11 protein-coding genes and 1 pseudogene are annotated in these 13258 nt (G+C 70.9%); 4 read left to right on the forward strand and 8 right to left on the reverse strand.

Annotation, left to right across the window (positions count from 1 at the left end; all coding sequences use genetic code 11):
• Positions 1-168: 168 nt before the first annotated feature.
• The 5 genes and pseudogenes from ACWDEN_RS38530 to ACWDEN_RS38550 all read right to left on the reverse strand — a co-directional run bounded on the left by ACWDEN_RS38530 (position 169) and on the right by ACWDEN_RS38550 (position 3331).
• Positions 169-1071, reverse strand: coding sequence for a ribokinase (locus ACWDEN_RS38530; protein ID WP_450862591.1), 903 nt, complete (start codon positions 1069-1071; stop codon positions 169-171).
• A gap of 64 nt (positions 1072-1135) precedes the next feature.
• Positions 1136-1696: pseudogene (locus ACWDEN_RS38535) on the reverse strand (substrate-binding domain-containing protein); the annotation flags it as partial.
• A gap of 2 nt (positions 1697-1698) precedes the next feature.
• Positions 1699-2397 carry an SDR family oxidoreductase gene (locus tag ACWDEN_RS38540; protein WP_351611319.1) on the reverse strand — a complete coding sequence of 233 codons (699 nt, stop codon included), beginning with the start codon at positions 2395-2397 and terminating at the stop codon, positions 1699-1701.
• On the reverse strand, positions 2394-2837 hold the full coding sequence (locus tag ACWDEN_RS38545) for an N-acetyltransferase family protein (RefSeq protein WP_450862593.1): 444 nt from the start codon (positions 2835-2837) through the stop codon (positions 2394-2396). The genes ACWDEN_RS38540 and ACWDEN_RS38545 overlap by 4 nt, the downstream gene beginning before the upstream one ends.
• The gene (locus ACWDEN_RS38550; RefSeq protein WP_450862595.1) at positions 2834-3331 is read right to left on the reverse strand and encodes an aminoacyl-tRNA deacylase; all 498 of its coding nucleotides are present in this window, start codon (positions 3329-3331) and stop codon (positions 2834-2836) included. Before ACWDEN_RS38550 ends, ACWDEN_RS38545 begins: the two co-directional genes overlap by 4 nt.
• A 243-nt stretch (positions 3332-3574) precedes the next feature.
• On the opposite strand from ACWDEN_RS38550, the gene ACWDEN_RS38555 reads away from it, so the two are divergent.
• From ACWDEN_RS38555 to ACWDEN_RS38570, 4 genes are all read left to right on the forward strand, one after another.
• Positions 3575-4303, forward strand: a complete 729-nt coding sequence (locus ACWDEN_RS38555; protein ID WP_351611328.1) for a dienelactone hydrolase family protein — start codon at positions 3575-3577, stop codon at positions 4301-4303.
• 201 nt (positions 4304-4504) lie between these two features.
• Positions 4505-5077, forward strand: a complete 573-nt coding sequence (locus ACWDEN_RS38560) for a dihydrofolate reductase family protein (RefSeq protein WP_351611331.1) — start codon at positions 4505-4507, stop codon at positions 5075-5077.
• 78 nt (positions 5078-5155) lie between these two features.
• Positions 5156-7426, forward strand: coding sequence for an SF1B family DNA helicase RecD2 (gene recD2 / locus ACWDEN_RS38565; RefSeq protein WP_351611333.1), 2271 nt, complete (start codon positions 5156-5158; stop codon positions 7424-7426).
• A 197-nt stretch (positions 7427-7623) separates the two neighbouring features.
• Positions 7624-8913: a citrate synthase gene (locus ACWDEN_RS38570; protein WP_351611335.1), complete on the forward strand. Its 1290-nt coding sequence runs from the start codon at positions 7624-7626 to the stop codon at positions 8911-8913.
• A 684-nt stretch (positions 8914-9597) separates the two neighbouring features.
• Here ACWDEN_RS38570 and ACWDEN_RS38575 read toward each other — a convergent pair.
• The 3 genes from ACWDEN_RS38575 to ACWDEN_RS38585 form a co-directional block, all read right to left on the reverse strand.
• Positions 9598-11868 carry a heavy metal translocating P-type ATPase gene (locus ACWDEN_RS38575; protein WP_351611338.1) on the reverse strand — a complete coding sequence of 757 codons (2271 nt, stop codon included), beginning with the start codon at positions 11866-11868 and terminating at the stop codon, positions 9598-9600.
• Positions 11869-11959: 91 nt separating this feature from the next.
• Positions 11960-12199, reverse strand: coding sequence for a heavy-metal-associated domain-containing protein (locus ACWDEN_RS38580; protein WP_450862597.1), 240 nt, complete (start codon positions 12197-12199; stop codon positions 11960-11962).
• A gap of 86 nt (positions 12200-12285) precedes the next feature.
• Positions 12286-13239, reverse strand: coding sequence for a PrsW family glutamic-type intramembrane protease (locus ACWDEN_RS38585; protein WP_450862599.1), 954 nt, complete (start codon positions 13237-13239; stop codon positions 12286-12288).
• Positions 13240-13258: the final 19 nt, after the last annotated feature.

Below are 13258 nucleotides of genomic sequence, written 5' to 3' on the forward strand. Positions count from 1 at the left end.
GGCGCCGGTCGACGGACCGGCGCCGCCCCCTCGAAGTCGTAACCCGTGCGGACGACCGGCCGTGCGCCTGCCGACCGCTCCTTCAGGCGCTCGTGCGGAACCAGGGACAGCCCGGGGAAAATGGGGCCGGCGCACCGGAGAGGTGGCGGTCGAGGATCCGCGCCTTCTTCACAGCCTCTCGACCTCCTCCGCCGTCGGATACGACTCCTGCGCGCCCCGCTTGGTCACGGCCGCCGCGCCGACCCGGGCCGCGTAGGCCGCCGCCTGTGGCAGATCCGCACCCGTCCCCAGCTGCCAGGCCAGCGCCGCCGTGAACGCGTCCCCGGCACCTGTCGTGTCCACCGCGTCGACCTTCACCGGCGCCACCCGGGTCACCTCCAAGGATTCGCACACCAGCGCCCCTCCCGCGCCCAGCGTCACCACCACCGAGCGCGGACCCTTGGCCAGCAGCAGCCGCGCCCAGTCCGCCGGGTCCTCGCTCACACAGGCCTCGCCGAGGATCACCCGGGCCTCGTGTTCGTTGACGATCAGCGGGTCGCAGGCCGCGAGCACCTCCGTGGGCAGCGGCCTGGGCGGGGACGGGTTCAGCACGAAACGGCTGTCCGGGGACAGGTTCCGTACGACCTCCACGACCGTCTCCAGCGGGATCTCCAGCTGCGCCGACACCACCCGCGAGGCCAGGAACAGGCTGACCGCAGCCCGGATGTCCGCCGGGGTGAGGCGGGCGTTGGCGCCGGGCGACACCACGATGCTGTTGTCCCCGGAGGGGTCCACGGTGATCAGCGCCACACCCGTCGGCACCCCGCCCACCAGCACGCCGACCGTGTCGACACCGGCCGCGTGCAGGGAGTTCAGCAGCAGCCGGCCGTGGCCGTCGTCGCCGACCCGGGCCAGCAGGGCCGTGCTCGCGCCGAGCCGGGCTGCGGCGACCGCCTGGTTGGCGCCCTTGCCGCCCGGGTGGACGGCCAGGTCGCCGCCGAGCACCGTCTCGCCGGCGGCGGGCCGCCGCTCGACATCGATCACCAGGTCGGCGTTGGCCGAACCCACGACCAACAGGTCGTAGTCGTACATCAGTTGACTCCCCTGATTCCCCTGAGAGATGCCCCCGGGCGGGCGGCCGTCACCCATGGTGAACCACCTTCCTGCCCTGGGCCGCCTTCAGCGCGTTGTCCACGGCGATCCTCCCCGACTGTGACGGCTGCTGTACGACCGACGCGTACAGCCTGCCGTTCCGCACCGCCGTCAGCCCGTCCGGGGTACCGTGGCGCCGAATGCCATCCCGTCGTCGGCGGCGAGGACGCCCTGGACGTCGGGGTGGGCCTGGGGCAGGTTCGGCAGAGGCCTTCGGGCCGTTCGCGAAACCCTGCGCGCGCTACAGGCCCTCGCCGCCGGGCTTCTCGGCGATCGTCTTCGCAGCCGGCTCACCGCCCGCCACGTTGTCGGAGGCCACCAGGGCGTGCACGGCGGCCTTGCTGACGCCCCGGACGACGGCGATCACCGGGATCCTCGCCTTGCCGGCGGCCTTCACCGAGTTGCCCGCCGCGTCGGAGTCCACCGGGCCGACGGCGATCGCGCCCAGGCCGGAACCGGTGAAGTTCTGCGGCTGGCCGGCCTGCTGGGAGGCGTCGTTCCGGGCGTCGGTCACGGGCAGGTCCATGCCCGGCTCCTTCGCCTCGGCCCGGGCACCTGACCGGAGGGTCAGGCCGGGCCCGGACGCCCCAGATCCGCCTTGGCCCGCCGGGTGCGCTCGTCGGCGAGCACTTCCGTGCGGCCGGCCTCGACGGCGTCGAGAGCCTGCGCGGCGATCGACGCCGGCGTGTTCTTGGGCCCGCTGACATGGGCGGCCATGTCCGTGTCGATGTATCCGCAGTGCACCCCGACGACGAGAACACCGCTGTCCCGGAGCTCCTCCCGGATCCCGTTGGTCATGGCCCAGGCGGCGGCCTTGGAGGCGCTGTACGACCCCATCGCCGGGTTGGTGAACCAGCTGGCGATGGACAGCACGTTGACGACGGCGCCGGGCGCGTTGCCGGCGAGCAGGGGCGCGAAGGCACGGCACATGGCGAGCGTGCCGAAGTAGTTGACCTCCATCTCCGTGCGGGCGGCAGCCAGGTCGGGCGCGGCCAGCAGGGGGCTGTCGGTGAGGACCCCGGCGTTGTTGACGAGCAGGGTCAGACCGGAACACGCATCGGCCGCCGCGGCCACCTGGGCGGGATCGGTGACGTCGAGCCGAACCGGAACGACACCGGGCTCCACGACCGACCGCGGGTCGCGGGCCCCGCCGTAGACGCGCCGCGCCCCGCGCTCGAGGAGCATCCGGGCCATCACCCGCCCCAGCCCGCGGTTGGCGCCGGTCACCAGCGCGGTGACGCCCTCGATCCGCACGGACCCGGTCACGAGGTCACCCACTTCAGGTAGGAGGCGGTCTCCCGGAACCCCAGACCGCGATAGAAGCCGGCGGCCCGGCGGGTCGGGACGGTCACTTCGACGTCGTGCGCGTCCTCGGCCCTCGCCTGTACGGCCCGGATGAGCGCGGAACCCGTACCGCGCCCCCGCGCGGGCGCGTCGACGGTGAGCTCCAGCACCTCCAGGACGGTCCCGCCGGCGAAGAGGGTGGGCATGCGCAGACCGAGCACGTAACCGGCCACGTACCCGCCCCCGGGCGAGTCGTCCTCGGCGACCAGAAGTTCGGCTCTGCCCGCCGCGGCGGCTTCGAGGACACGAGGAAAGGTGACGCGGTCGAAGACGTCGCGCTCGGGCCGGTGACTGGTCACGAACCCGCTGAGGAGCCGGTGGATGTCATCGGCGTCGGTGGGTACGGCGGCGCGGATCCTCATACGAGCTCGCCGCCGGGCACGTCTCCGATCGGCGCCGTGACGGCATCCGGTACGGCCGCGACGAGCGCCCCCGCGTCGATCTCGATACTGCTGTCGGCCCGCCCGCTGCCGCAGTACACACGCCCCAGACCGCTCACCGCCTTGTCGAACACCACCAGCGCGGCCCCGTCCGACGACACGGGACACACCCCGCCGGGCCGCATCCCCGCCCGCGCCAGCCGGCCGGCGCCCGCGTGGGACAGGTCGCCACGGCGTATCCCGGCGGCCCGCGCCAGGGGGCCGAACCGCAGCCGTGCGTGACCGGGCAGCGCGGCGAGCAACAGCCGGTCCTCCGGGGTGACGAAGGCCAGGGTCTTCACGGTCCGTGCCGGCGGAACGCCCAGCGCGGCGCACACCTCGACGGGGTCCACCACACCGGCATGCCGATACAGCCGGAAGGCCGCGCCGAGCGCGGTGAGCACGTCCGGCGGCTCCATGGGTGCGGGATCGCTCATGCGGCCAAGATTAGTGGGCGGGACAAGGGAGTTGACCCTGTCGGCACGGGGGCCGCACCACCAGGATTCCCGGCACGGATCTGCCGGTCGCCCTGTCCGCCTCTGTGATAACTTCGGGGCCGCCGTGCATGATTGCGCATTCGAGGAGGTGAGTCCGATCAACACTGTGACGCGTCGGGGCTCCCTTCTCCGCATGGCCTAGGGAGCGCCCGCACAAGGCATCCCGAAAGGCTTGAAACGCTGATGCGCTTCACCTCCCAGACGTCGTCGGACGGCGTCACCGAGCAGTTCTTCACCCTCGACGAGGTCCCCGGCGTGCTCTGGACGCCGGAGGGCGCCCGCGGCCCCCGCCCCCTGATCCTGCTGGGCCACGGCGGCGGGCAGCACAAGACGGCTCCCCATACCGTCTCCCGCGCGCGCCGTTACGCCGCCGGGGGTTTCGCAGTCGTCGCCATCGACGCGCCCCACCACGGCGACCGGCCCAAGGGCGAGGAGTTCGGCCGCATCGCCGCCGACATGCGGGCGGGCATGGCCGCCGGCAAGGCCCCGGGCGCGCTGGTCGCCGGCATGCACAGCTACCTGGCCCCTCAGGCCGTAGCGGACTGGCGGGCGGTTCTGACGGCGGTCCAGCGCCTCGACCAGGTCGGCGCCGGACCGGTGGGCTACTGCGGCATGTCGATGGGCTGCGGCCTGGGCATCCCGCTCATCGCAGCAGAACCCCGGATCCGGGCCGCCGTGCTGGGCCTGCTCGGCGCGCACGGGCTGGCCGAGGACGCCGCCCGGATCACCGTGCCGGTGCAGTTCCTGGTCCAGTGGGACGACCAGATGGTCCCGCGCGACCAGAGCCTGGCGCTGTTCGACGCCCTGGCCTCGACGGAGAAGACACTGCACGCCAACCCCGGCAGGCACGGGGATGTGCCGGCGTTCGAAGTCGACGGCGCCCTGAGCTTCTTCGCCCGACACCTGAACTGACCGACACCGCAGCATCCGACGCGCCGGCCGGGCCCGCTTCCCGGCCGGCGCGTCGCAACGTCTCCGCCCTGGTTTCGCCCGGTCCCGTACTGCCTAGCACCGAAAACTTTCCTCGCCTTGACAAATAAATTTGTCGGTAGACACTGGAACGGTGCCGGACCCGGCGGCGCACCCGCCCACCGAGAACCCGAGGAGCTCGCCATGCGCACCCTGATCACCAGCGCCTTCATCTCGCTCGACGGCGTCGTGGAGGCCCCCGGCGGCGAACCCGGCTACCGCAACTCCGGATGGACCTTCAAGGACGTGGAGTTCGTCCCCGAGGCGTTCGAGATCAAGGAACGGGAGCAGCGGGAGTCCACCGCGATCCTGCTGGGCCGGGTCAGCTACGAGGCGTTCAGCCCGGTGTGGCCGGACATGCCGGAGTTCGCGCACTACCGGACGATGCCGAAGTACGTCGTCTCCACCACCCTCACCGAGGACAAGCTGGTCTCCAACTGGGGCGAGACCACGATCCTGCGCTCGCTCGACGAGGTCGCCGCCCTGAAGGAGACCGAGGGCGGCCCGATCATCGTGCACGGCAGCGCCGCCCTGAACCAGAGCCTCTCCGACGCCGGCCTGATCGACCGCTACCACCTGCTCGTGTTCCCGCTGCTGCTCGGTGCCGGCAAGCGCCTGTTCAGCACCACGGACAAGGACACCCAGAAGCTGAGGCCGGTCGAGCACGAGGTCTACGGCAACGGCCTGCAGAAGCAGGTCTTCGACGTCGTCCGCTGATCACGGCCCGGGCAACTGCCGGGCCTCGTACGAGCGGTTGCCGGACCCGCTGTCAGAGCCCACCGGTACCGTCGGATCATGGCTCAACAGGCGGGGACCCAGACCGGCGAGCGGCGGCTTGCCGTGCTCGAAGGCGTGCTGGAGAGGATCACGTACGCCAATGAGGAGAACGGCTACACGGTCGCCCGGGTCGACACGGGCAGAGGCGCCGGCGACCTCCTCACGGTGGTCGGCGCGCTGCTCGGCGCCCAGGTCGGGGAGTCCCTGCGAATGGAGGGGCGCTGGGGGTCCCATCCCCAGTACGGCAAGCAGTTCCACGTCGAGAACTACACGACCGTGCTGCCCGCCACCGTCCAGGGCATCCGGCGTTACCTCGGGTCGGGGCTGGTCAAGGGGATCGGGCCGGTCTTCGCCGACCGGATCACCCAGCACTTCGGGCTCGAGACCCTCCGGATCATCGAGGAGGAGCCCAAGCGGCTCATCGAGGTCCCCGGCCTCGGCCCCAAGCGGACCAAGAAGATCGCCGACGCCTGGGAGGAGCAGAAGGCGATCAAGGAGGTCATGCTCTTCCTGCAGACCGTCGAGGTGTCGACGTCCATCGCCGTGCGGATCTACAAGAAGTACGGGGACGCGTCGATCTCCGTCGTGAAGAACCACCCCTACCGCCTCGCCGCCGACGTCTGGGGCATCGGCTTTCTGACCGCCGACAAGATCGCCCAGTCCGTCGGCATCCCGCACGACAGCCCGGAGAGGGTGAAGGCCGGTCTGCAGTACGCCCTGTCCCAGTCCGCCGACCAAGGGCACTGTTTCCTGCCGGAGGAGCGGCTGATCTCCGACGCGGTGAAGCTGCTCGCCGTCGACACCGGGCTGGTCATCGAGTGCCTCGCCGAGCTGGCCGAACCCCCGGAGGACGGCGGCGACCCCGGTGTCGTGCGGGAGAAGGTGCCCGGACCGGACGGTGACGACGCCGAACCCGTCACCGCCGTCTACCTCGTCCCCTTCCACCGTGCCGAGATCTCGCTCTCCTCGCAGTTGCTGCGTCTCCTGCGTACGGACCAGGACCGGATGCCGGCGTTCCACGGCGTCGACTGGGACAAGGCACTCGGCTGGCTGAAGGGCCGTACCGGCGCCGAACTCGCCCCCGAGCAGGAAGCCGCCGTCAAGCTCGCGCTCACCGAGAAGGTCGCCGTCCTCACCGGCGGGCCCGGCTGCGGCAAGTCCTTCACCGTCCGCTCGATCGTGGAGCTGGCCCGGGCCAAGCGGGCCAAGGTGCTGCTCGCCGCCCCCACCGGGCGCGCCGCCAAGCGCCTGGCCGAGCTGACCGGTGCCGAGGCCTCCACCGTGCACCGGCTGCTGGAGCTGAAGCCCGGCGGGGATGCCGCCTATGACCGGGACCGGCCGCTCGACGCCGATCTCGTGGTCGTGGACGAGGCCTCCATGCTCGACCTCCTGCTCGCCAACAAGCTGGTCAAGGCCGTGCCCCCGGGCGCCCATCTCCTCTTCGTCGGGGACGTCGACCAGCTGCCCAGCGTCGGCGCCGGCGAGGTGCTGCGCGACCTGCTGGCCGACGGCAGCCCCATCCCGGCCGTCCGGCTCACCCGGGTCTTCCGGCAGGCCCAGCAGTCCGGCGTGGTGACCAACGCGCACCGGATCAACGCGGGTCAGCATCCCCTCACCGACGGGATGAAGGACTTCTTCCTGTTCGTCGAGGACGACACCGAGGAGGCCGGGCGGCTCACCGTCGACGTCGCCGCCCGGCGGATTCCGGCCCGGTTCGGGCTCGATCCGCGCCGGGATGTGCAGGTCCTCGCGCCGATGCACCGGGGGCCTGCGGGGGCGGGGGCGCTCAATGGGCTGCTCCAGCAGGCCGTCACCCCGGGCCGGCCCGATCTGCCCGAGAAGCGGTTCGGCGGTCGGGTCTTCCGCGTCGGCGACAAGGTGACCCAGATTCGCAACAATTACGAGAAAGGGAAGAACGGTGTCTTCAACGGCACCGTGGGTGTCGTCACCTCGCTCGATCCGGTCGACCAGCGGCTCACGGTGCTGACGGACGAGGACGAGGAGGTTCCGTACGAATTCGACGAACTGGACGAACTGGCCCATGCGTACGCGGTGACCATCCACCGTTCACAGGGAAGTGAATATCCCGCTGTGGTGATCCCCGTCACGACCGGGGCATGGATGATGCTCCAGCGGAACCTGCTGTACACGGCGGTGACCCGCGCCAAACAGCTGGTCGTCCTCGTCGGTTCACGCAAGGCGATCGGACAGGCGGTGCGCACGGTGTCGGCCGGACGGCGGTGCACGGCACTCGACTTCAGGCTTGATCAGCACCATCACGAAAAATGATCGATCAAATGAGTCGTGAAGGTCACAGAGACCTTCCAGATGGGGAGACAAGGGGGCAGGATGAGCAGGTTGGCGGCACTGAGTGCCGCCAATAGGCCCAATGGTCGACCCCGAGTGCACTCTCCTGAGCCAAATGGGGGATGGTAGAGACAGTCAGGGCACCTCGAAGATGAGGCACTACGTCGGTGAGGGAAGACGTGAGCGACAACTCTGTAGTACTGCGGTACGGCGACGGCGAGTACACCTACCCGGTGGTCGACAGCACCGTCGGCGACAAGGGCTTCGACATCGGGAAGCTCCGCGCTCAGACCGGTCTCGTGACTCTGGACAGCGGGTACGGCAACACGGCCGCCTACAAATCCGCGATCACCTACCTCGACGGCGAGGCGGGCATCCTCCGCTACCGCGGCTACCCCATCGAGCAGCTGGCCGAGCGCTCCACCTTCCTCGAGGTGGCGTACCTGCTGATCAACGGCGAGCTGCCCACCGTCGACGAGCTCTCGACGTTCAAGAACGACATCACGCGGCACACCCTGCTGCACGAGGACGTCAAGAACTTCTACAAGGGCTTCCCGCGCGACGCCCACCCGATGGCCATGCTGTCCTCGGTCGTCTCGGCGCTGTCCACCTTCTACCAGGACAGCCACAACCCGTTCGACGAGAAGCAGCGTGACCTCTCCACGATCCGGCTGCTCGCGAAGCTTCCGACGATCGCGGCGTACGCGTACAAGAAGTCGATCGGCCACCCGTTCGTCTACCCGCGCAACGACCTCGGCTACGTCGAGAACTTCCTGCGCATGACCTTCTCGGTCCCGGCGCAGGAGTTCGAGCTGGACCCGGTCGTGGTCTCCGCGCTGGACAAGCTGCTGATCCTGCACGCCGACCACGAGCAGAACTGCTCGACCTCCACGGTCCGCCTGGTCGGTTCCTCGCAGGCCAACATGTTCGCCTCGATCTCGGCCGGCATCAGCGCGCTGTGGGGTCCGCTGCACGGCGGCGCCAACCAGTCCGTGCTGGAGATGCTGGAGGGCATCCAGGCGAACGGCGGCGACGTCGACTCCTTCATCACCAAGGTGAAGAACAAGGAGGACGGCGTCCGTCTGATGGGCTTCGGCCACCGGGTCTACAAGAGCTTCGACCCGCGCGCCAAGATCATCAAGGCCGCCGCGCACGACGTCCTCTCCGCGCTCGGCAAGTCCGACGAGCTGCTGGACATCGCGCTGAAGCTGGAGGAGCACGCGCTCTCCGACGACTACTTCGTCTCGCGCAACCTCTACCCCAACGTCGACTTCTACACCGGCCTGATCTACCGGGCCATGGGCTTCCCGACCGAGATGTTCACGGTCCTGTTCGCCCTGGGCCGCCTGCCGGGCTGGATCGCCCAGTGGACCGAGATGATCAAGGAGCCGGGCTCCCGCATCGGCCGCCCGCGCCAGATCTACACGGGTGTGGAGCTGCGCGACTTCGTGCCGGTCGAGGAGCGCTGACACCTGCCGGTGGGGGCGCCATCCCGGTGGTGCCCTTTGTTCCGGCGGCGTGAGTTCGTTTCTTCCGGGCGCCTGGGGGCGGTGTGCTTCCCCGGCGCCTGACGGACTCGTCGTAGCGGAAGTCGTAGAGCGCAGAGAGAAGCGGAAAGCGGAAGGCGCCCTGAGACGCCGGTCCCCCCACGGGCCGACGACCAGGGCGCCTTCCCATGTCCCGGTGCGGATTCCCCCCACGGGATCCGGCCGGGCGCTCGGAGAGGACAGCGCCTGAACCGCTGTCTTCGAGCAGAATGAGCAAAACTCGTCCTGCTCCAGTGATGCGCTGCGATCTGCCGGGACAACGCACGCTGGGTGGGCCGCTCAAAGCTTCCCGGCGCGCGTGCCCCGGCAACGCACCTCTGAGGAAGTCCCCCAAGACATCCCCAGATGCCAGTCAGCGCCCCCCAAGACGCTGGCCTGACATCGCCAACTTAGACCTTCGAACCCCTTCGATGGTTACGTTCGCATCACTGTGATCTGCGTCTCTTGCATATGTCCCTTAGGTGCGCAAGAGCCCCGGTACGGTGATCGGGGTCCAAGCGTAAGGATGATGCGCGAGCCTTGTGAAGAGCTTATGTGAGGCTCGCGCAGGACTCTAGGGGGTCTCTTACTTCGACTGCGGTGAACCGCCGGTAACCCCACGGGACTTCAGCGGAAGCGGCGCAACCGCAGGCTGTTGGTCACCACGAACACCGAGGAGAAGGCCATCGCGGCGCCGGCGATCATCGGGTTGAGCAGCCCGGCGGCGGCCAGCGGCAGCGCGGCCACGTTGTAGCCGAAGGCCCACACCAGGTTGCCCTTGATGGTGGCCAGCGTCCGCCGGGACAGCCGGATGGCGTCGGCCGCGACCCGCAGATCGCCGCGGACGAGGGTCAGGTCTCCGGCCTCGATCGCCGCGTCCGTGCCGGTGCCCATGGCGAGGCCCAGGTCGGCGGTGGCCAGCGCGGCCGCGTCGTTCACGCCGTCGCCGACCATCGCCACGGCCCGCCCCTCGCGCTGCAGCCGTCGTACGACGTCCACCTTGTCCTCGGGCAGCACCTCGGCGAACACGTCCCCGGAGCCGATGCCGACCGTGCGTGCCACCGCCTCGGCGACCGTGCGGTTGTCCCCCGTGAGCAGCACCGGCCTCAGGCCCAGCGCACGCAGTTCGCGCACCGCCTCGGCGCTGGTCTCCTTGATCGCGTCGGCGACGGCGAGGACCCCGCGGGCCCGCCCGTCCCAGCCCGCCACGACGGCCGTACGGCCCTCCTGCTCCGCCTCGCGCGCCGCGCGGGCCAGCTCCTGCGGCAGCTCGTCGTACAGGCGCCCCACGGCCACCTCACGGCCGTCCACGCGCCCGCGTACGCCCCGTCCGGGGACGTTCTCGAAGTGCTCCACCGGCGGGAGCGCGCCGGTCCGTTCCTCGGCTCCGGCGGCGATCGCGCGGGCGACGGGGTGCTCGGAGGCGTGCTCCAGGGCGCCGGCGAGCCGCAGCAGCTCCTTCTCGTCCTCGCCGTCGGCGGCGTACACCGTCTGGAGGGTCATCCGGCCGGTGGTGACGGTGCCGGTCTTGTCCAGGACGACCGTGTCGACGCGGCGGGTGGACTCCAGTACCTCGGGGCCCTTGATCAGGATGCCGAGCTGTGCGCCGCGGCCGGTGCCGACCATCAGCGCGGTCGGCGTGGCCAGGCCCAGCGCGCAGGGGCAGGCGATGATCAGGACGGCGACGGCGGCGGTGAACGCGGCGACCGTGTCCCCGGTGACGGCCAGCCAGACCGCGAAGGTGCCGACCGCGACGAGGATGACGACCGGGACGAAGACCGCCGAGATCCGGTCGGCGAGCCGCTGCACCTCGGCCTTGCCGTTCTGCGCGTCCTCCACCAGCTTCGCCATCCGGGCGAGCTGGGTGTCGGCGCCGACCCGGGCCGCCTCGACGACCAGCCGGCCGCCCGCGTTGACGGTGGCGCCGGTGACCCGGTCGCCCGGGCCGACGTCCACCGGCACCGACTCGCCGGTCAGCATCGAGGCGTCCACCGCGGAGACGCCCTCGACCACCGTGCCGTCGGCGGCGATCTTCTCGCCGGGCCGCACGACGAACCGGTCGCCCACGGCCAGGTCCGCCACCGGAACCCGCACCTCACGGCCCTCCCGCAGCACCGCCACGTCCTTGGCGCCCAGCTCCATCAGGGCCCGCAGGGCCGCGCCCGCGCGCCGCTTGGAGCGGGCCTCCAGATAGCGCCCGAGCAGGATCAGGGCGACGACTCCGGCGGCGACCTCCAGGTAGATGGTGGAGGCGCCGTCCATGCGCGAGACGGTCAGGCGGAACTCGTCGTGCATGCCGGGCATGCCCGCGTCACCGAAGAACAGCGCCCACAGCGACCAGCCGAACGCGGCGAGCGTGCCGACCGACACCAGGGTGTCCATGGTGGCCGCGCCGTGCCGGAGGTTGGTCCAGGCGGCCCGGTGGAAGGGGGCGCCGCCCCAGACGACGACCGGCGCGGCGAGGGTCAGGGAGAGCCACTGCCAGTTGTCGAACTGCAGCGAAGGGACCATCGCGAGCAGCACCACGGGCGCGGCGAGCAGCGCGGAGACGAGCAGGCGGTGCCGCAGGGCGCCGAGTTCGGGGTCCTGCCCGGGGGCCTGGGCGGACGCCTCGGGCTCGGGCTCCGGTGGTGCCGGCTCCTCGGCGGTGTACCCCGTCTTCTCCACGGTGGCGATCAGGTCGGTGACCTGGACACCGGTGCCGTACGTGACCTTCGCCTTCTCGGTCGCGAAGTTGACGGTGGCGCTGACGCCCTCCATCCGGTTGAGCTTCCTCTCCACCCGGGCGGCGCAGGAGGCGCAGGTCATCCCGCCGATGAGCAGCTCCACCTCGGAGGTCTCCCCCGTGGCTGTGGCCGTCTCCGCGGTTATGGCTGTCTCTTCGGTGGTGCTGGTCATGTCCGGACTCCAGGCATCGGACCGGACCGTACGGAGCCAGTATCAGCTGGTCGGCACGGCCCGATCGGGAAATGGGGGAGTGGAGGGGCGATCAGGCCTTGCCGGCCAGCTCGAAGCCGGCCTCGTCCACGGCGGCGCGCACGGCCTCGTCGTCCAGCGGGGCCTGGGAGACCACGGTCACCTCGCCGGTGGACGCGACGGCCTTCACCGAGCTGACGCCGGGGACCTGGGAGATCTCGCCGGAGACGGAGCCCTCGCAGTGGCCACAGCTCATGCCGGTCACCTTGTAGACGGTGGTGACGGAGCCGGGGGTGTCGGTGTGGGCGCTCATGTCGTTACTCCTCGTCGAGGCGTGTGGGGCCAGTGGGGCCCGCGAGGGAACCCCACGCTCTCCACACTATACCCCTAGGGGGTACCTCACCAAGAGGGGTCCCGGCGTGCCAGCGCCCGCATCCAGCCGACCCCCGCCAGGGTCACCAGCGCCAGCCCGCCGACCGAGAACAGGGTGAACAGGTGCTCCTGCGCGGCGCTCGGCCGGACGAGGTAGCCCGGTGCGAACAGCTGCCCCTCCGCTGCGGTGCCGGTCAGCCGGGCGACGACCCAGAGGGCGACGCCGTGCGTGGCGTCCCCGAGCGCGTGCAGCAGGGACACGCCGAGGCAGGTGCCGACGACCGGCGCGGAGAGGCGGAAGTACCCGTTCAGACGGCGGCGGGACAGCAGTACGCCGCCGGCGATCGCGGTCCACAGTCCGTGCCCGGAGGGGGTGAGCAGCCCGCGCAGCAGTTCCGTCTCCAGCAGGGTGCGCAGATCGACGCCCTCGGCGGAGGCGGACACGCTGGAGAGGGCCGCGCCGAAGGCGTACCCGGCGCTCTCCAGGGCGGCGAAGCCGAAGCCGACGGCCGCGCCGAGCGCCAGTCCGGCGCGCATCCCGCGAACGGCCGGCTGCTGGCGCAGCACGAACACCAGCGCCCCGAGCTTGGCGGCCTCCTCGAGCAGGCCGACGACGACGGACGTCCCCGGCGAGGGGCGCACCAGGTTCGACTCCGTGAGCGAGGCGCCGAGCACGCCGAGGGTCCCACCGGCCAGAAAGCAGCCGAGGATCGCGCTGACGCCCAGGTCACGGCCGTGCCGCTCGTACGCCCACAGCACGAAGACGACCGGTACGAGAAGGCTGCCGAGCAGAATCAGCGTCGGCAGCAGCGCGCTGTTCCGCGTCTCGTACGTGACCCATGCGATCAGCACCCACATGGCGAGCCCCCCACCCAGACAGCGCCGCCACAGGCCCGCGGCGATGCGCGGGTACGGCGGTGGCGGCTGCTGTGGGCCGGGGATACGGGCCTTGGGCGTGCCGGGAGGCGGGAAGTGACTCACGGGGGTCCCCTCGGACAGC

The sequence above is a fragment of the Streptomyces sp. NPDC001153 genome (assembly GCF_053598315.1).